Genomic DNA, 18,203 nt, shown 5'->3' on the forward strand with positions numbered 1-18,203 from the left:
CGGCTGTTAACACATCATTTTACAACTGAGGACCAGCAGCAACTAATGCTTTACCATTATCAGTATCAGTGAACTTTTCGAAGTTATTAACAAAACGTTTAGCTAATGCCGCGGCTTTATCATTCCAAATACTGGCATCTTCGTAAGTATTACGAGGGTCAAGAATGTCACCTTCAACACCGGCAAGCTTAGTCGGTATTTCAAGATTAAACATTGGAATAACTGTTGTTTCAGCGTTATCGATAGAACCATCTAAGATTGCATCAATAATGGCACGTGTCGCTTTAATTGAAATACGTTTACCAGTACCGTTCCAACCAGTATTAACTAGGTAAGCTTCAGCGCCAGCAGCTTCCATACGCTTGTGTAATACTTCAGCGTATTGAGTTGGATGTAAGCTTAAGAAAGCAGCACCAAAACAGCTCGAGAAAGTAGGTGTTGGCTCGGTAATACCACGTTCAGTACCCGCTAATTTAGCAGTGAAACCTGAAAGGAAGTAATATTCAGTTTGCTCTGGCGTTAATTTAGCCACTGGTGGTAAAACACCAAAGGCATCAGCAGTTAAGAAAATTACTTTCTTAGCATGGCCAGCACGAGAAACCGGCTTAACGATATTGTCGATGTGGTGAATTGGGTAAGAAACACGAGTATTCTCAGTTTTTGAGTTATCGTCAAAATCAATTTTACCATTGGCATCAACAGTTACGTTTTCTAATAATGCATCACGACGAATTGCATTATAGATATCTGGTTCATTTTCTTTGCTTAGGTTGATTGTTTTTGCATAACAACCGCCTTCAAAGTTAAATACACCGTTATCATCCCAACCATGTTCATCGTCACCGATAAGTTGACGTTTAGGATCTGTAGAAAGTGTGGTTTTACCTGTACCAGATAAACCAAAGAAGATTGCGGTATCGCCGTCTTCACCAACATTAGCACTACAGTGCATAGATGCTATGCCTTGCAGCGGAAGGTAATAGTTCATCATAGAGAACATACCTTTTTTCATTTCGCCGCCGTACCAAGTACCGCCAATCAATTGAATTTTTTCAGTTAAGTTGAAAGCAACAAAGTTTTCAGAGTTTAAACCTTGTTCTTGCCACTTATCGTTAACAGTTTTAGCACCGTTCATTACTACGAAATCAGGTTCATAGCTTTCTAGTTCAGCGTCAGTTGGACGAATGAACATGTTCTTAACAAAATGAGCTTGCCAAGCAACTTGCGTAATGAAGCGAACTTTTAAACGTGTTGCTTCATCAGCACCACAATAAGTATCAACAACAAATAGGCGTTGACCAGAAAGTTGTGTAGTCACTAAACCTTTTAAATGATCCCAAGTTTCAGGAGTCATAGGTTTGTTGTCATTTTTACCTTGATCAGACCACCAAACTGTATCGCGAGTCACGTCATCACGAACAATATATTTATCTTTAGGAGAACGACCGGTAAATATCCCCGTATCTACATTAACTGCACCAAGCTCAGTCACTACGCCTTTATCAAAGCCTTCAAGGCTAGCTTTAGTTTCTTCACTAAAAAGTAACTCATACGATGGGTTATAAACAACTTCATTAACATCGTTGATGCCGTATTGTGACAAATCAATTGAGTTTTTCGGGGCGGTCATAGCAAATTCACTCCTAAGTATGACAAATTAAATATTTAAGTAGGTTTATGAAGGGCGCTGTGAAAGTTTTCAGGCAGCCTTCATTGTCGCTATTTTAGGTTAATAGCGATCAAAACGAAAGTAAAAAATAGTTTAATGTGAAAGTTTTCACTATAAATATCATGAATGGTTAGATCTAAAACTATTTTTATTCAAACAAAACAGCTCTTAAGCTAGGTGGGTAAGGGGTAGGTGGGGTTTTATTCTAGCTATTAATTATCACTATGTGGAATAAGTGATAATTAATACTGGCTAATATGGCTGGTTTTGATGAAAAAACAGCCATTTATTTTAATGGTTAACTTTCGAAATGAAACTTTGCAAGCTTAGCTCATCAAAATCGTAAGTGGTGATGCAATAATCACAGGTCATCGAAATTTTACCTTGCTCTGCTAATATAGCTTTTATTTCACTCGGCTCTATTTGTGAGATTGCAGCTAAACATTTATCGGCAGAACAACCACATTGGTAACTCACTGCTTGTGGTTCAAAAATATTCACTTTTTCTTGGTGATATAAACGATAAAGTAACGCTTCTGCTTCAAGTGAAAAAATCTCTTCACTTTTGATGGTATTAGTCAGCTGGCACAAATGTTCAAAGTCACTTTCTTGCTTAGCTTTATTGTCAGCACTACCATCGCCATCAGGCAACAATTGTACTAGGGCACCAGCGACTTGCTTGCTGTTTTCATCATTAAACAACCAAACTTTAGTTGGAATTTGTTCTGATACATCAAAGTAATGAGCTAAGCAACCAGCCAGATCATCTGCATCTAAAGCAACCACACCCTGATATGCTTCACCAGCCTTAGGGCGTATGGTGATAATCATGGTGCCTTTGCCAATTAAAGCTTTAAGGCCATTTGCTTCACTAGCTTCTGCTACATCAGCTATCTTGGCAATACCACGCATTTGTTGGTTATTATTGCCACTGACTGACATATAACCAATCGGGCCGTCACCTTGCAATTGCACGGTAATATCCCCCTCAAACTTTAATGTCGCAGTTAAAAGGCAGGTTGCACTCAATAACTCACCGAGTAATTTTTCAACTCCCGCAGGGTAATTATGATTTTTAATTATACTTTCAAAGCTACTACTTAACTGAACTAGCTCACCACGGGCATGGGCATCGGTAAATAAGTAGCGATTTAAGACATTGAATTGGCTCATGGAGGTTAGATCCTTTCTTTAAATTCACGTAGTTTTCTACGTTGTTTTTTATCGGGTTTAGTATCACTAGCGGGACTTAATAAAATACCTTGTTTTCGTGCGAAGGCATTTTTTTCACGGCTATCAATACTTTGCTTACTTTCTTGGTATAATGTTTGAGCAAAAGTAGCGTCTTTGCGTTTATCCGCTAAGGCGATAACGGTGACTTGTTTTTCTTCAAATCCTTGACGAATTTTTATTATATCACCGATTGATACGGCTTTACCTGACTTAGTGCGTTGACCGTTGTAAAAAACTTTGCCGCCATCAATCATTTGTTTGGCAATAGCACGGGTCCGATAAAACCTTGCGGCCCAGAGCCATTTGTCTAATCGTGTTGAGCTATTTTCCGCTGTTTTACTTGTGCTCATAATAAACCTAAAAATGGAACTTTAATGAATTGGCTGAGTCTGAAAATGATTATAACAGCTGGTAATTATCGAGTAGTAACTTTTTTGTTACCATTTTATTTACTAAATGCCTTAAAAACTCAGGGTATTACTTGTTGCATAGCTTGTGGTCAAGTATCATCCGTGTTTATCTAACAGTAAAGTAACAAAAAACTAACATATGGCTTTTGCTATATGTGGCTGTATTTTTTCATAAATAATAACAATATAAGTAGATATGCCACTTCCCTCTAACATGACAGATCTTTCATCTATATTCACTCAACTTGGTCATCGACGTGTTGCGCAATTTGCGATGGCGGTATTATTAGTCTATATCGCCTATGTTGGCGCAAAAATCACCTGGTCTGTAGTACCGCAAGCACAGACTAGTCAAAGTACTTCAACGGCAATAAATAGTCGAAATGCTAATAGCAGTAAGCAAAATCATACCGTTGATGTTGCTAAAATACAGTCACTTAATCTATTTGGTTTATATAATGAAGGTGACGTTGTTGAAGCTGAAATTGAAATGGCTAACGTGCCAGAAACTAGATTAAATTTAGTGTTAACTGGGTTAGTCGCTAGTGACGAGCAATCAAAAGCAGCTGCAATCATTGAATATCAAGGCAAACAAGAAACCTACGGTATTGGCGATATTATTATCGGCACCCGTGCTAACCTTGAACAAGTACTAATGGATAGAGTGTTAATCAAGCAATCTGGTCGATTAGAAACCTTAATGCTTGATGGCTTTGACTATAATCAGCCAGCAAAAAAAATAGCTAACAAGCCAGCCGCTAAAAGAAATAAGACAAAAATAGGGCCACAATCTTCGCGTTCAGGTGTGGTCGATCAAAGAAGCAATAAACAATTAACTGCGACCGCTAAAAGCTTACGTGCTGAATTTTCGCAAGATCCGGCAAAAATAGGCGATTATTTACGTATTTCACCCAAGCGTAAAGACGGCAAGATCATTGGCTATACCCTTAGACCCGGTAAAAAACCTGAATTTTTCAAACTCGCTGGCTTAAAAGCCGGTGATGTTGCCGTTGAAATGAACGGCTTTGATTTAATTGCCCCGACACAAGCAATGCAAGCCATGGCTGAAATGCGACAGGCCCGTGATATTTCACTGCTGGTAAATCGCCAAGGTAATTTAACCGAAATATTAATTAGCTTAGATTAAATTGCTAAGCTAGCTGAATAAACTAACGTAATTTTTAAACTGAAAATTATTTATAACTATTTTCTATAAAGACTATTGAGATAGATTTTCTTTAAAGTTAAATAAGCAGAGACACTAATAATGATGAAAAAGTTTTTATTAATTTTAACGACAGCAATGGCATTTAATTTTTTATGCTTAGTGGGTCAAGCCAGTGCTGCACAATACTCTCCTAATTTTAAGGGTACTGAAATTACCGAGTTCGTTAATATAGTCGGTAGAAACTTGAAAAAGACCATGATTATCGATCCTAACGTGCGCGGTAAAATTAATGTCCGTAGTTATGATTTATTATCGGAAGAACAATACTATCAATTCTTTCTCAATGTCCTTGAAGTATACGGTTATGCGGCGGTAGCTAAAGATAATAATATTATTAAAATTATCCGTAACAAAGATGCTAAAACAGCGGCTATTCCTGTTATTGGTAGCGACAGTAATATATTGGGTGATGAAATGGTCACTCGTGTACTTGAAGTCAAAAATGTTACCGTCCGTGAATTAGTACCCTTGTTAAGACAATTATCTGACCAAGCAGGTGGCGGTAACGTGGTTAATTATGACCCAGCAAATGTCATTATGTTAACGGGTACCGCATCAACGGTTAATCGACTGGTTAAAATCATTGAACGTGTTGATAGAGCCGGCGATCAAGATGTTGAAATTATTAAGCTAAAATATGCTTCAGCAGGTGAAATGGTGCGTATCATTGAAGCAATGAACAAGCCAAGCAGTGGTAAATCAGGTAAACCGACTTTTCTTATTCCTAAAATTGTTGCCGATGATAGATCAAATAGCGTTATTGTCAGTGGTGAAGTGAAAGCACGTGAGCGGGTAATACGTTTGGTTAAACGCTTAGATAGCGAATTGGCCACTAGTGGTAATACTTATGTTCATTACCTGAAATACTCAAAAGCAGAGGATTTAGTTAAGGTATTACAAGGGGTTAGTGAGTCCATTAGCTCAGAAAGCAAGAGCACAAAAAGCAAATCACGCAGTAGTACAAAACGTAATGTTAGCATTGAAGCTCATGAGTCTACCAATAGTTTGGTGATAACGGCACAGCCTGATATGTTGCGCTCTTTAAAGGAGGTTATTCGTCAACTCGATAAACGTCGTGCGCAAGTGCTAGTCGAGGCTATTATTGTCGAAGTCTATGAAACGGATGGCATCAGTCTAGGGGTGCAATGGGGTAATGAAAATTTTGGTTTCACCCAGTTTACCAATGGACCAGCTACTATTTCATCCGTGGCTGCCGGTGTGGAAGCAGCTAAAACGACAAAGGGGGAGTTTGTTCCAGCCCTGCTCGGTGATAATAACCAAGTAATTCAAGAGGGTTATTATAAAAGTGAGACCAAAGGTGATTTTACTTTATTAGGGGCGGCATTAGGCTCAGCTAGTGGTTTAGTTACGGGAATAGTTTCGGGTGACTGGGCCGCTATTATTCAAGCAGTGAGCAGTAACACCAACTCAAATATCTTAGCGACGCCAAGTATATTAACCCTAGATAATGAAGAGGCCTACTTTATTGTTGGTCAAGAAGTGCCAATTATTACCGGCTCAGCTACGGGCGATAATAACTCTAACCCATTCCAAACGGTAGATCGTCAAGAAGTTGGGATAAAACTGCGTGTTACTCCGCAAGTAAATGAAGGCAATGCGGTACAACTAGTGATTGAGCAGGAAGTTTCCTCGGTAAGTGGTACTACTGGCGTTGATATCTCCATTAACAAAAGAGAAATTAAAACCACGGTTATGGCAGATAGTGGCGAAACCATTGTTTTAGGTGGCTTGATTGATGAAGATGTACAAGAAAGTGTGCAAAAGGTACCAATTTTAGGTGACATACCCTTTATTGGTCACTTATTTAAATCAACTTCAAATAGTACCCGTAAACGTAATTTAATGGTGTTTTTACGCGCTACCATCGTTCGTGACTCTGGTTTAATGAAAGAAATAAGTGAGTCAAAGTATAACTATATTCGCGCCGATCAAATTCGCAAACATGAAGAAGGCTTGTCATTAATGAGTAATGAAAACATGCCAATATTGCCACAATGGCAAGATAAATTAACCTTACCGCCGTCATTTGATGACTACCAGAAAAAACTGGAAGATAAAAATGTCGACTTGCCTAAGCCGCCAACAACAACAGAAGGCGTTGCTACGGAAGAGAAGCACTAATGACAGATGATGTTGCAGTAGCTATGGATGAGACTGAGCCAGCACAAAGCAGTAGTGCTTGGTTGTTGCCGTTCGCGTTTGCTAAACGCCATAGTGTGCTTATTTCTACCGATGAAGAAAGTGGCGACTATATTTTACATTGCTTGGCAGAGGTTAACTTCGACATTATTTTAGAGATTCGTCGCATTCTAAAAGCTCCCTTTAATTTCGATTTTTTACAGTTACCAGAGTTTGAATTACTGCTAACCCAAGCGTACCAAAGAGACTCCTCCGAAGCGCAGCAAATGATGGAAGATATTGGTAATGAAGTAGACTTATATTCGTTAGCCGATGAATTTACTGAAAGTGAAGATTTACTAGAAAATGAAGATGATGCGCCTATTATAAAGCTGATTAATGCCATGCTCAGTGAAGCCATCAAAGAAAGTGCTTCTGATATCCATATTGAAACCTTTGAAAATAGCTTACAAATTCGCTTTCGTGTCGATGGTATTTTACGGGAAATATTAAAGCCCAATCGAAAACTAGCTTCCTTGTTGGTTTCACGTATTAAGGTTATGGCCAAGCTCGATATTGCTGAAAAACGTATTCCACAGGATGGTCGGATCTCTCTACGCATAGGTGGTCGCGCTGTTGATGTGCGTGTTTCTACTATGCCCACAGGTCATGGTGAAAGGGTAGTATTACGATTACTCGATAAAAATGCAGCTCGCTTAGATTTGAAAGACTTGGGCATGACCGACACTAATAGAGCTAATTTTTCCAAGCTTATTGAAAAACCTCATGGCATCATTTTAGTTACCGGTCCTACCGGCTCAGGTAAAAGTACCACCCTCTATGCTGGCCTTATGCAAATTGATGCCAAAGAACGTAATATTTTAACCTGCGAAGACCCGATTGAATATTCCATTGAAGGCATCGGACAAATGCAAGTCAATACTAAAGTTGATATGACTTTTGCTCGTGGCTTGCGTGCCATTTTACGTCAAGATCCTGATGTGGTCATGGTCGGTGAAATTCGCGATTTAGAAACTGCGCAAATTGCCGTACAAGCCAGTTTAACTGGTCACTTGGTATTATCTACCTTACATACCAATACCGCCGCGGGTGCTATAACCCGTATGGAAGATATGGGCGTAGAGCCATTTTTACTGTCTTCAAGTTTATTAGGGGTCTTAGCGCAACGTTTGGTACGAACACTTTGCCGACATTGTAAAGAAAGCCACCTACCTGATGAAGAAGAGCGACATTTATTAGCCTTAGCCGACGATAATAGCGCCATGATATATCGCGCTGTTGGTTGTAAGGAATGTAGCTTTAAAGGTTATCGTGGCCGCATGGGCATCCATGAATTATTACCGGTTGATGAACAAATACGAGAGATTATTCACAATGGCCATGGTGAGCAAGCTATTGAGAAATATGCCCGTAAAGCCAACGCCAGTATCCGCCGAGATGGCTTTGATAAAGTGATGTTAGGGCAAACCACCTTAGAAGAAGTTTTACGTGTTACCCGTGAAGATTAATTTATATACTCAAACAACCTCAAGATGCAGGATTCAGCTGGAATTAACAACGTCTTTAGGCAAGACATTGATTGAAGAGAATGGTTATTCCCTTCTCGAAATCAATAACGATGGGTAAAACGTTTTTAAACCAGCCCTACGGGGACGTATGAGCAAATCATATTCATCGTTGCGTATGTAATTAAGGGAATAACCCTTAATAAAATACGCGCCTTGATTATGAATCGCTCAGCCGTCCTGAAACGAGCATCTTGAAGTAGCTTGAGTATATGACTCATATACTCCATATAATTGAAATAACTAAATATAAGTATGCATGATAACTAATGGCAGCATTTGAATACCAAGCGGTAGATAGTCGCGGTAAAACTAAAAAAGGCGTTATCGAAGGTGATACGCCAAGGCAAGTGCGTGGCTTATTACGTGAGCAAGGCTTGATGCCAACGGTTGTTACCGCAACTTTAGCCAAGCGTAAGGCGGCCAATGAGAAAACTGGCTTCAGCGCAAGTTTCGGTCAAAGTGCCGGTGCTAAGGTTTCGGCGTCTGAATTGGCTTTGATCACTCGTCAACTAGCTACGTTAGTAGAATCTGGCTTACCGTTAGAAGAAGCTTTGCTGGCGGTTGGCGAGCAATGTGAAAAAAATCGCATTAAAAGTATGATCATGGGTGTGCGTACCAAAGTTACCGAAGGCTACGGTTTATCGGAAAGTATGGCAGAATACCCTAAGGTATTTAATCGCCTGTATAGGGCTATGGTTGCTGCGGGTGAAAAGTCAGGACATCTTGATAAAGTACTTAATCGCTTAGCGGATTATACTGAGCAGCGCCAACAGATGCGTTCACAACTTATCCAAGCACTGGTTTATCCCATAATTATGACCGTTGTTGCTGTCGGCGTTATTACCATTTTATTAACGGCGGTAGTGCCCAAAATCGTCGGTCAGTTTGAGCATATGGGCGAGAACCTACCTGGTACTACGCAGTTTTTGATTGCCAGTAGTGATTTCCTGCGTGATTATGGTTTCGTACTCGTGATCCTAGTTGCGGCACTAATGTTACTTTTTTCACAGTTGATGAAAAAGCCAGATTTTGAAATGGCTTTTCATAAGTATTTGTTGCGTATACCTGGCGTTGGTAAAGTAGTTCGCGGTATCAATACTGCACGTTTTGCCCGTACTTTAAGTATTTTAACTGCCAGTGCGGTGCCCTTACTGGAAAGTATGCGTATTTCCGGTCAAGTACTCGATAATTTATTTATTAAACAGCAGGTGAAACTCTCTACCGATAAAGTACGCGAAGGAGCAAGTTTACGGGTGTCATTGGAGCAAACTAAATTGTTCCCTCCGATGATGTTACATATGATTGCCAGTGGCGAAAAAAGTGGCAAGTTGGAACATATGTTAGGTCGCGCTGCGGATAACCAAGATAGAGAATTTGAAGCCTTGGTTAGTATCTCATTAAAAGCATTTGAACCGGCACTTATGGTAGCTATGGCCGGAGTAGTCCTCTTTATTGTTATGGCCATATTAGAACCAATTTTACAACTGAATAGCCTAGTGGGTGGCTAGGGCATTATTTGCCCTATGGACCTTGTAAATGCAATGTAATTAATTTATCAGACGTTAGGAAAGTAATATGAATATGAAAAAAGCACAAGGTTTCACCTTATTAGAAGTGATGGTGGTTATCGTCATTCTAGGTATTCTCGCCAGTATGGTAGTACCTAACTTAATGGGCAGCCAAGAGCGCGCCAATATGCAAAAAGCGGTATCAGATGTTACTGCTTTAGAAACGTCATTAAGTTTATATAAAATGGATAACTATGACTATCCAACTACAGAGCAAGGTTTAGAAGCACTTGTTGAGCAAAGCGATATTGAACCAGAGCCACGTCGCTTCCCTGAAGATGGCTATATTAAACGTTTACCAAAAGATCCTTGGGGTAATGAGTATGTTTTATTGAATCCAGGCGAGCAGGGTAAAATGGATGTGTTTTCAGTGGGTCCAGACGGTGAAGCTGGCACAGAAGATGACATAGGCAACTGGAATTTGGGCGACTTTCAGTAATTTCGTCTAATAAACGCTTACTCATCGTTGCAAAAATACTCGTTTAGTAAACTAAACGTCATATTTAACGCCTTGATTAAGCGCCTTTTAGCCAGAAATTCACTTTAACAGCACTATGACGGAAGACACTGCCAACCCTACTATTTTATTATGAAATTTAAACATTCAAATTCATCATACTCAGCAGAGAAACAACATGGCTTTACCTTAATTGAGGTGATGGTCGTTATTGTGCTGATTGGTCTTATGGCCAGTTTGGTGCAATTTAACATTTCCGGTAATAATCCTGCTGATAAGTTAAAGCATGAAAGTGCCCGCTTTGCCGCTATTTTTGAAGTGGCAGCAGATTACGGCATGTTAAATAATGTTGAATTGGGTTTAATTGTTAAAAAAGATAGTTATCAATTTGTTGGTTATGACGGAACTCAGTGGACTGAGATCCCTGATCAAGACTGGCAAGCCCATGTCACCATGTCTGAAGAAATAGAATTAAGCTTAGAACTTGATGATCTGCCCATAGATGAACCTTTGCTTTTTGACGCCGACACTTTTAAAGAAAAAGATGAAGACGACTTCACCTTAATGTCAAAAGAAGAGCGAGAAAAGAAAATAATACCACAAGTATACATTCTCTCCGGCGGCGATCTCACGCCATTTAGTGTCACTTTTCGCTTAAATGAAGACTTAGCCTTTATCGAAGGCGTGGAAGATTTAGCTTATCGCGTTACGGGCATTTACAGCATTCCGTTAACTATTGAGGGGCCAGTTCTCGATGATCAATAAAGTTACTCTCGCTATAAAAGCTAAACAAACTGGCTTTACCCTCCTTGAAGTGATGTTAGCTATGGCAGTTTTTGCTATTGCCGGTGTCGCCTTGTTGGGTGTCGCTGATAATAACTACCGCCATATTAGTCATTTAGAAGAGCAGATGTTCGCTAACTGGGTTGCTTCAAACCAATTAGTCGCAGTAAGTTTAGATAAAACTTGGCCACCGAAAAATAACCGTAAAGGTAAAGTCGAAATGGCAGGCAGAACCTGGTACTGGCAACAAAAGGTTATTAAAACTGATAATAAAGAATTGCGCTCCATCATAATGGAAGTGCGTTTAAATGAAGATGATGAACTAGTCACTGCTAGCTTGATGGCTTTCTTAGCTCAGGATAAGCCCTGATGAGAGTAATAGTTAATAAAGCTCAACTAATAGCTAGAGCTGAACAGCAAGGCTTCACCTTACTGGAAGTGCTGATCGCCATTGCCATATTTTCGGTAGTCAGTTTAGCCAGCTTTACCATTTTTGATACTGTCTTACGTGGTGATGAAAATTCAAAAATACGCAGTGATAGGCAAAATGAATTACAACGGGCATTTTTGTTAATGGATCGAGATTTTACCCAAATTGCCAAGCGCAGTATGAGGGTAAATGGTGAAGCACCAAGTAATAGCTTTTTACAAACATCTGACGATAGCTTTTTAGCCGATGAGCAGGCCATCGCCTTTGTTAGAAATGGCTGGACTAATCCTGGTTTATTATTGCCGCGCAGTGATATGCAAAGAGTCGCTTATCGAGTCGTTGATGAAACCCTACAGCGCTTACATTATAATTTTGTTGATGCTGTGGTTGGTCAAGAGCCAAAAATTAGGCCATTAATAAGCCAAGTGACTAATTTAACCTTTGAGTTTTATGATGGTAGTAAATGGCAGGACAAATGGTCTGGCAGCACCTTGCCGCAAGCGATTGCCATTGAAATTGAAACTGAAGATTATGGTTTTATCCGTCGCCAGTTTTTAGTTGCTGGTGATCTCGCTGCTGATGAACAGAGTAAAAACTAGCTTATGACTATTAAATCGTCATTATCCAGCCTAGCAATAACACGTCAGCGTGGTGTCGCTTTAATTACCGTGATGCTTATTGTTGCCTTATGTTCAATTATTGCCGCGCAAATGACCACCAGATTACAAACACAAATGCAGCGCAGCACTAATATCAGTTATAATCAGCAAGCTTACTGGTATGCTTTAGGCGCTGAGGCTTTTACCAAACGAGTGCTTATTAAAGCCTTTAAAGATGAACCTAAAGTTACCCATCTGGAACAAATTTGGGCGCAAGAGACAACTACTTATCCAGTTGATTTTGGCGAAATAAGTGGTGAAATAACTGATTTACAAAGTTGTTTAAATCTTAACGCTTTACACCCAAAAGCAAAGACTAAGGATGAGTCTGCTCATAGTGGCTCTGATAAGTCTCCGGGCACATCAAAAACGGGGGGCAAAGCGGATCCTCCAAAACCAGCAAGTAAATCAGGTAGTGCCAAACAGTTACCGGCAGCAACAGTCCTCGAAGGGCTTATCGTCAATTTAAATATTGAAGGCATCGGTAATTTTGAAGCCGAAGCTATGGTAAATGCGTTAACAGATTGGCTTGATGACAATGATATGATAACTGGCTCTGGCGGTGCTGAGGATAACGATTATGCTTCTCGTGAATTCCCTTACCTTGCCGCTAATAGTTATTTAGGCAGTGTTAATGAATTAAGATTAATTGAGCACTTTACCCCCGCGGTTATTTTAGCCTTAAAACCTTATGTGTGTGTGCTGCCACAAAATAGTCAACATCTAATTAATATCAATACCCTAGATGCTGAAAATCCTGAGTTATTACAAGCCTTACTCGATTCGAGTTTAGAAGATGCCCAGGAAATACTTAACGCACGGGATAGCTCAGGCTATGAAAATTTAGAAGATTTTTATAAGCTGCCAGAAGTAAGTAAAATTAATATAACAAAGTGGCAACAAGCGCAATTTGTCGTTGATAGCGAATATTTTAAATTAAAAGCCAGCGCGCGCTTTAACAATAGCTATTTTGCTATGAGCTCAATAATGAAAGTTAATGGCTCTAAACAAATTCAAGTAATTAGTCGTACTATAGGACGTAACTAGTGACAGAAACATTATTTATCCGTCTGGGAAGTCAAGCAGACGATACCATTCATTGGTTGGTTGTTGCTGAAACTAGCAATGATGAACAGGAAATCATTGCCAGCGGTGAGCTAAAAAATGCTCAGCAATTAGGTGAACTGACCAGTAAAGCCCAGCAGCGACAGGTGAAAATATTAGTACCTGGCTGTGATGTGTTACAAGTACCGGCAAAATCTTCGCGAGCAATGCGTTTAGCCGCGCCATATATGTTAGAAGATAGCTTAGCTGAAGACGTAGAGCAGTTGTTTTTTGCTTATGCCGATTTAGCTAAGGATGAGGAGCATAATTGCTTCGCTGCTATTGTTGCTCATAGTCAGATGCAGCAATGGCTTTCTTGGTTGGCTGATGCAGAGATTAGTACTAAATATATATTGCCTGATGTCTTGGCTATGCCTTTGCAGACAGATGCTTGGAGCGCTGTTGCCCTTGGTGATAGTGAACAGCAGCAAGTGATTGTTCGTCAAAGTCTTTGGCAGGGTTTTGTCTTAGATGCCAGTGCTTGGCAATTGCAATGTCAGGCTTTCGCTACTGAACAAGCAGCCAGTGAAGAAAATGAAGTAGCTCAACAAGCAAGTATCGCCATTGCGGCATTCTCGCCATTGGCTCATAGTGAGCAGTTGACACTAACCGCTATGCCGGAAGAATTACCGCTGGCGCTGATGGCGAAAAATTACCACGGTAAATTAAGCCGCTTTAATTTATTACAAGGACAGTACAAGGTTAAAGAAGCGCGCAGTAATGCAGGGCGTCAGTGGTTATGGGTTGCCGGTGTTGCCTTATTTGCCTTGTTACTTAATCTATCATACAAGGGCGCACAATTATGGCAGTTAAATGCCGAGCAAGATAATGTTCAGCAAAGTATCATTAGCCATTATAAAAAAGCTTTTCCGAAAACGAAAAGAGTGCGTGTTTCGACTATTAAATCGCAACTAAATAGAGAATTAGCGTTATTGGGCGGAGTAAGTGACCGACAAGGTTTTTTATCTATGCTGGCTAAATTGCAACCTGCCTTTGCCAAAGTACCAGCCTTACGACCTGAGACGTTAAAGTTTGATGGCAAGCGACAAGAGTTACGTATTCAAGCAACAGCGAAGGATTATCAAGCTTTCGAGCAGTTTAGTGTTGCCTTAGCTGCAGCCAATTTGAACGTTAAGCAAGGCTCACAAAATAACCAAGGTGATCTGGTGACGGGCTCATTTAGTATTTCTAATAAAGTAAGTAATAAAAATTCAAGTAAACGTAAAAGTGCAGCAAAACAGCGCAGCAATAAAAACAATAAGGAAACATCATAATGAAAGCATGGTGGCAGCAACTCAACAGCCGGGAGCAACGTCTTGTCGCGGCAATGGCACTTGTTTTTGTGGTTTTTATTTTTTATAGCGCTATTTGGCAGCCGTTAAATAATAGCTTAAGCCAAGCGAGTAGTAAGTTAGCAAGACAGCAGCAATTATTATCCTGGGTACAAGAAAATACTGTTTTGTATCAACAAGCCAAGCGCTCAGGTGGTAAAGCAAAACTCAGTGGTAGCATTTCCAGTGTTGCCAACCGTAGTGCAAAAACCTATAAATTAACCATCACCCGCATGCAACCCCAAGGTGATGACTTACAGGTATGGATAGACAGCACGCCCTTTACCCAGTTACTGTTTTGGTTAGAGCATTTAGCCAACAATGAAGGTTTGCAAGTTAAAGCTATTGATTTAACTCAAGGTGATAGTAGCGGCGAAGTGAAAGTACGTCGGTTGCACCTTACTCGACTTTAATAGCACCTTACTCGATTTTAAGCCCACCTTAGTCAGTCATGATAAAAGTGGGCAGTTCATGACCCATAGTTCAAGTTCGGCGCTCAAAGCAGCGCAGAGCAATAGCAGATAGAGAAATCAGATGAAAAAGTGGTTTGCTTTTACGGCAATTTTTTTGAGCAGTTATCTAGCCTTTTTAGTGGCCACCTTGCCACTAGCATTAGTGATAAATACAGTTGAGTTACCCAAACATATAAACGTTGGTACAGTTTCCGGCTCAATTTGGCAAGGAGAAGTTACTGACGTTACTGTGAATAACAATCAAATTCAGCAAATTAAAAGCCAACTTAGCTTTTGGTCATTGTTAAGTTTTTCACCAAAATTACAGGTGACTTTTGGTGATGCTATGTTAGCTGGACCTGAGGGAAAATTTACTTTAACTGTTTCCAGTAAAGAGTTGACACTCAATGATGTTGAACTTTTTGTCGCTGCTAATGATATTGCTAAACAGTTACCATTACCTATTCCTGTCACCGCACAAGGTAGCGTCGAATTATTCTTTACTGAGTTAAACCTTAATATTGCGGGTAAGTTAACGTGTCAGAGCGCACAGGGACACGTTAGTTGGTTACGTTCAGGTGTTGTTGCTTTAAATAACAATATTAAATTAGGTAATATTTCTGCTGATATGCACTGTGAACAAGGTGATTTAATGGCAAAGATATTGCCGACAAACAACCTAGGCTTGAGTTTTAATGCCCGTTTGTCACTGGCCCAGCAAAGAGCTTCTGGTCAGGGATACTTAAAACCCGGCGCTAAGTTTCCTGCGCAGTTAAAATCCGCTTTATCATTTCTTGGTCGACCTGATAATCAAGGGCGTTATCAGTTAAAGTTTTAGCATTTTAGCATTTTAGAATGTTGCTTGGTGCTTTGGATTAGGGGCAATCAATTGGGCTTCCCCCCTGGCCCTAATGAATCAAGCTAGATCTCCATTAAGGCTCCAGTCCGTTATCAATAGCTTTAGCGTTTGCTTTTTCTTTTGCTTTTGTAAGCTCAGGCCAATCTTCGGCATTTAGTCGACCTTGTTCAATCATGCCACCCAAACCTTGAAGCCCACCTGTGTGTAATAATACAAGGCGTTCATTTTCCTTAAAGTAGCCTTGCGCCAATAAATCAAGCAAGGCCAATATCATTTTGCCTGAATACACCGGTTCAAAGGTAATGCCGGTTTGCTGGTTGAAGGCGATGATCCGCTGCACATCATCACTACTAAATTTTCCATAACCGCCGCGGTGCAAGGTGGTTAATAATTGCCAGTTATTATGCTGCTTACCTTCAGGAGTAAGTAAGTACTTAATTTCATCAACTAAATACTCTGCTTGTTTTAATACTGCAATGCCTAAAATTCTATGTTGTTTGCTATTGGCGACAGTATCTCCAGAAATAAGACCTGCCAAGGTACCGCCACTGCCAACGGGAGTGAGTAAGGTATCGAATTCAGTTTGACTGTCCAGCTCAGTTAATATCTCGGCTACACCCGCTATAGCTAAAGTGTTACTGCCACCTTCAGGAATAAAAAAGTAGTTTGCATATAGCTCACTAAGCTCAGCAAGGAAGTTTGTCTCAAAACGGCGACGGTAGGTTTTTCTATCAACAAAATGACACTGCATACCCCACTGCCTAGCCCAAGCTAAAGTAAAGTTATTGGCGTAATGCGCTTCGCCTCGTATTACACCAATGCAGGGAATGTTTGCTTGTTTACAGGCATAGGCAAAAGCATGAATATGGTTAGAGTAGCTGCCGCCAAAAGTTAACGCACCTTGGTAGTTACCCTGCTTTAATTTTTCTAGATTGTATTTCAGTTTTCGCCATTTATTACCAGAGATGATGTTATGTAATAAATCATCTCGTTTAACTTGCACAGTAACTTTATATTTATCGAACAGAGGGTGATTGATTTTTTGTAGTATTGACAGAGGCTTAGGCATAGCTATTAAATTAAAGGTTAATTAACAACGAGTTTACCTATTATTATAAACGATATTACTATTTACCGAGGTTTTTCTTCTCGCGAGTTATGGCAAGTAACAAAGTGTTTTCATCAGACGTTAGCGCTAAATCACTGGACTCTTCACTGTATAAATCACTAATAAACTTAGTTAATAACCGTTAGTAATGCTTGCTCTAAAGGTGTAACAAAGGGTAATATCCTTATTAATTTTAGCTATATGCGATATTGCCGATAGATGTCAATTTTAACGAAAATTAGTCAACTTTTTTCAAAGAATATTTCCAATCAGCGTATTGGTATTGCTTTTCAGCAGCAGGGTGTCTCCTTGTGCTCTATTCCTCAGCAAAATTTAGATAAGGTTGACCCGCAGAATAAAACGGCAAAAGTGCTCTTTCAGCAGGAAAAGGTAAGTTCGGCTAACTTTTCACAAGCGATACAAGCGCTACATAAAAACCATGACCTTGAAGGTACTGCCCACTTAGTGCTGAACGAAGCACAATCACAGATAGTGCAAGTGGACAAACCTAGTTTGTCTGAAAGTGAAATACATAGTGCCTTGAAGTGGCAAATTAAAGATTTAGTCAGTATTTCACCAAATAATATGGTGTTAGATTATTATGATGCCCCGCTCCTTGCGGGTGGTAAAGAAAAAATCAATGTTGTTTGTGCGCCACTGGATGAGCTGCAAAAATTACTGCTAGCTACTGAGCAGGGCAAGGTTAAAATTACTAGTATTACTACCCAAGAGTTTGCTTTTGCCAATTTATTAGCGCCGCAAAATGAAGCAAACTTATTAGTGTGTCAGCAGCCTAATGAAGAAGTTGTGCTAATTATTGTTAAACAACAGCAAATATACTTTCACCGTCGGTTACGAGGCTTCGCCCAAATCGGCAGTAAAACAGCAGATGAATTATCTTTTGGTATTATTGATGACATCAGCTTAGAGATTCAACGCTCGACCGATTATTTTGAACGACAGCTAAAACAAGCGCCTATCAAGGAAATTAAAGTGCTTTTACCCATTGAGTTGGAGAGTGTCTTTATTGCAAAGCTAGCTGAAAATTCGGCAGTACCGGTGACTTCACTTGAATTACCGCGACCATATCATCACCATAGAGAATTTGCCGCAGCACTAGGTGCTAGTCTAGAAAGTATTCCTGACAATATTGACTGCAAAGTTGCAGGCGAAGTTTTAGCAGG

General features: G+C 39.9%; 16 protein-coding genes and 1 pseudogene. 13 read left to right on the forward strand and 4 right to left on the reverse strand.

Annotated features, from left to right (window positions below; translation table 11 throughout):
• Positions 1 to 19: 19 nt before the first annotated feature.
• The 3 genes from pckA to HRT50_RS05730 all read right to left on the reverse strand — a co-directional run bounded on the left by pckA (position 20) and on the right by HRT50_RS05730 (position 3,252).
• Positions 20 to 1,630, reverse strand: coding sequence for a phosphoenolpyruvate carboxykinase (ATP) (pckA, locus tag HRT50_RS05720; protein ID WP_291612233.1), 1,611 nt, complete (start codon positions 1,628 to 1,630; stop codon positions 20 to 22).
• Between the two features lie 330 nt (positions 1,631 to 1,960).
• Positions 1,961 to 2,842 carry an Hsp33 family molecular chaperone HslO gene (hslO, locus tag HRT50_RS05725; protein ID WP_291612235.1) on the reverse strand — a complete coding sequence of 294 codons (882 nt, stop codon included), beginning with the start codon at positions 2,840 to 2,842 and terminating at the stop codon, positions 1,961 to 1,963.
• A gap of 5 nt (positions 2,843 to 2,847) precedes the next feature.
• A complete protein-coding gene (locus HRT50_RS05730; RefSeq protein WP_291612237.1) occupies positions 2,848 to 3,252 on the reverse strand; it encodes a S4 domain-containing protein in 405 nt (134 codons plus the stop codon).
• 256 nt (positions 3,253 to 3,508) lie between these two features.
• Between HRT50_RS05730 and gspC the strand changes: the two genes are divergently transcribed.
• From gspC to HRT50_RS05790, 12 genes are all read left to right on the forward strand, one after another.
• Positions 3,509 to 4,459, forward strand: a complete 951-nt coding sequence (gspC, locus tag HRT50_RS05735; RefSeq protein WP_291612239.1) for a type II secretion system protein GspC — start codon at positions 3,509 to 3,511, stop codon at positions 4,457 to 4,459.
• Between the two features lie 156 nt (positions 4,460 to 4,615).
• Positions 4,616 to 6,682: a type II secretion system secretin GspD gene (gene gspD / locus HRT50_RS05740; protein ID WP_291612281.1), complete on the forward strand. Its 2,067-nt coding sequence runs from the start codon at positions 4,616 to 4,618 to the stop codon at positions 6,680 to 6,682.
• Positions 6,683 to 6,705: 23 nt separating this feature from the next.
• The gene (gene gspE / locus HRT50_RS05745; protein ID WP_291612283.1) at positions 6,706 to 8,208 is read left to right on the forward strand and encodes a type II secretion system ATPase GspE; all 1,503 of its coding nucleotides are present in this window, start codon (positions 6,706 to 6,708) and stop codon (positions 8,206 to 8,208) included.
• A 326-nt stretch (positions 8,209 to 8,534) separates the two neighbouring features.
• The gene (gene gspF, locus HRT50_RS05750) at positions 8,535 to 9,776 is read left to right on the forward strand and encodes a type II secretion system inner membrane protein GspF (protein WP_291612241.1); all 1,242 of its coding nucleotides are present in this window, start codon (positions 8,535 to 8,537) and stop codon (positions 9,774 to 9,776) included.
• A gap of 67 nt (positions 9,777 to 9,843) precedes the next feature.
• On the forward strand, positions 9,844 to 10,275 hold the full coding sequence (gene gspG, locus HRT50_RS05755; protein ID WP_291612243.1) for a type II secretion system major pseudopilin GspG: 432 nt from the start codon (positions 9,844 to 9,846) through the stop codon (positions 10,273 to 10,275).
• A 150-nt stretch (positions 10,276 to 10,425) separates the two neighbouring features.
• A complete protein-coding gene (gspH, locus tag HRT50_RS05760) occupies positions 10,426 to 11,058 on the forward strand; it encodes a type II secretion system minor pseudopilin GspH (protein WP_291612245.1) in 633 nt (210 codons plus the stop codon).
• Positions 11,048 to 11,446, forward strand: coding sequence for a type II secretion system minor pseudopilin GspI (gspI, locus tag HRT50_RS05765; RefSeq protein ID WP_291612246.1), 399 nt, complete (start codon positions 11,048 to 11,050; stop codon positions 11,444 to 11,446). The genes gspH and gspI overlap by 11 nt, the downstream gene beginning before the upstream one ends.
• Complete coding sequence (gene gspJ / locus HRT50_RS05770) at positions 11,446 to 12,105, forward strand: type II secretion system minor pseudopilin GspJ (RefSeq protein ID WP_291612247.1); 660 nt, start codon at positions 11,446 to 11,448, stop codon at positions 12,103 to 12,105. The genes gspI and gspJ overlap by 1 nt, the downstream gene beginning before the upstream one ends.
• A 3-nt stretch (positions 12,106 to 12,108) precedes the next feature.
• Positions 12,109 to 13,212: a type II secretion system minor pseudopilin GspK gene (gene gspK, locus HRT50_RS05775; RefSeq protein ID WP_291612248.1), complete on the forward strand. Its 1,104-nt coding sequence runs from the start codon at positions 12,109 to 12,111 to the stop codon at positions 13,210 to 13,212.
• Complete coding sequence (gspL, locus tag HRT50_RS05780; protein WP_291612249.1) at positions 13,212 to 14,543, forward strand: type II secretion system protein GspL; 1,332 nt, start codon at positions 13,212 to 13,214, stop codon at positions 14,541 to 14,543. The genes gspK and gspL overlap by 1 nt, the downstream gene beginning before the upstream one ends.
• Positions 14,543 to 15,013 carry a type II secretion system protein M gene (gene gspM / locus HRT50_RS05785; RefSeq protein ID WP_291612251.1) on the forward strand — a complete coding sequence of 157 codons (471 nt, stop codon included), beginning with the start codon at positions 14,543 to 14,545 and terminating at the stop codon, positions 15,011 to 15,013. The genes gspL and gspM overlap by 1 nt, the downstream gene beginning before the upstream one ends.
• A 121-nt stretch (positions 15,014 to 15,134) precedes the next feature.
• Positions 15,135 to 15,890 (forward strand): type II secretion system protein N, encoded by a 756-nt coding sequence (locus tag HRT50_RS05790; RefSeq protein ID WP_291612253.1) that lies wholly within the window; start codon positions 15,135 to 15,137, stop codon positions 15,888 to 15,890.
• Between the two features lie 94 nt (positions 15,891 to 15,984).
• Here HRT50_RS05790 and HRT50_RS05795 read toward each other — a convergent pair whose 3' ends face one another.
• Positions 15,985 to 16,980: a 1-aminocyclopropane-1-carboxylate deaminase/D-cysteine desulfhydrase gene (locus HRT50_RS05795; protein WP_291612255.1), complete on the reverse strand. Its 996-nt coding sequence runs from the start codon at positions 16,978 to 16,980 to the stop codon at positions 15,985 to 15,987.
• A gap of 258 nt (positions 16,981 to 17,238) precedes the next feature.
• On the opposite strand from HRT50_RS05795, the pseudogene HRT50_RS05800 reads away from it, so the two are divergent.
• Positions 17,239 to 18,203, forward strand: a pseudogene (locus tag HRT50_RS05800) (hypothetical protein); the annotation flags it as partial.

Source organism: Colwellia sp., from assembly GCF_013215345.1.
In the GTDB taxonomy this organism is placed as follows: domain Bacteria; phylum Pseudomonadota; class Gammaproteobacteria; order Enterobacterales; family Alteromonadaceae; genus Colwellia.

What these genes read in the sequence shown, in the direction of transcription:
- gspI (WP_291612246.1), top strand. Translation starts at nt 11,048, where the DNA reads ATGATCAATAAAGTTACTCTCGCTATAAAAGCTAAACAAACTGGCTTT.
- gspK (WP_291612248.1), top strand. Translation starts at nt 12,109, where the DNA reads ATGACTATTAAATCGTCATTATCCAGCCTAGCAATAACACGTCAGCGT.
- gspH (WP_291612245.1), top strand. Translation starts at nt 10,426, where the DNA reads ATGAAATTTAAACATTCAAATTCATCATACTCAGCAGAGAAACAACAT.
- gspJ (WP_291612247.1), top strand. Translation starts at nt 11,446, where the DNA reads ATGAGAGTAATAGTTAATAAAGCTCAACTAATAGCTAGAGCTGAACAG.
- HRT50_RS05730 (WP_291612237.1), bottom strand. Translation starts at nt 3,252, where the DNA reads ATGAGCACAAGTAAAACAGCGGAAAATAGCTCAACACGATTAGACAAA.
- HRT50_RS05795 (WP_291612255.1), bottom strand. Translation starts at nt 16,980, where the DNA reads ATGCCTAAGCCTCTGTCAATACTACAAAAAATCAATCACCCTCTGTTC.
- gspD (WP_291612281.1), top strand. Translation starts at nt 4,616, where the DNA reads ATGGCATTTAATTTTTTATGCTTAGTGGGTCAAGCCAGTGCTGCACAA.
- HRT50_RS05790 (WP_291612253.1), top strand. Translation starts at nt 15,135, where the DNA reads ATGAAAAAGTGGTTTGCTTTTACGGCAATTTTTTTGAGCAGTTATCTA.
- hslO (WP_291612235.1), bottom strand. Translation starts at nt 2,842, where the DNA reads ATGAGCCAATTCAATGTCTTAAATCGCTACTTATTTACCGATGCCCAT.
- gspM (WP_291612251.1), top strand. Translation starts at nt 14,543, where the DNA reads ATGAAAGCATGGTGGCAGCAACTCAACAGCCGGGAGCAACGTCTTGTC.
- gspC (WP_291612239.1), top strand. Translation starts at nt 3,509, where the DNA reads ATGCCACTTCCCTCTAACATGACAGATCTTTCATCTATATTCACTCAA.
- gspF (WP_291612241.1), top strand. Translation starts at nt 8,535, where the DNA reads ATGGCAGCATTTGAATACCAAGCGGTAGATAGTCGCGGTAAAACTAAA.
- pckA (WP_291612233.1), bottom strand. Translation starts at nt 1,630, where the DNA reads ATGACCGCCCCGAAAAACTCAATTGATTTGTCACAATACGGCATCAAC.
- gspG (WP_291612243.1), top strand. Translation starts at nt 9,844, where the DNA reads ATGAATATGAAAAAAGCACAAGGTTTCACCTTATTAGAAGTGATGGTG.
- gspE (WP_291612283.1), top strand. Translation starts at nt 6,706, where the DNA reads ATGGATGAGACTGAGCCAGCACAAAGCAGTAGTGCTTGGTTGTTGCCG.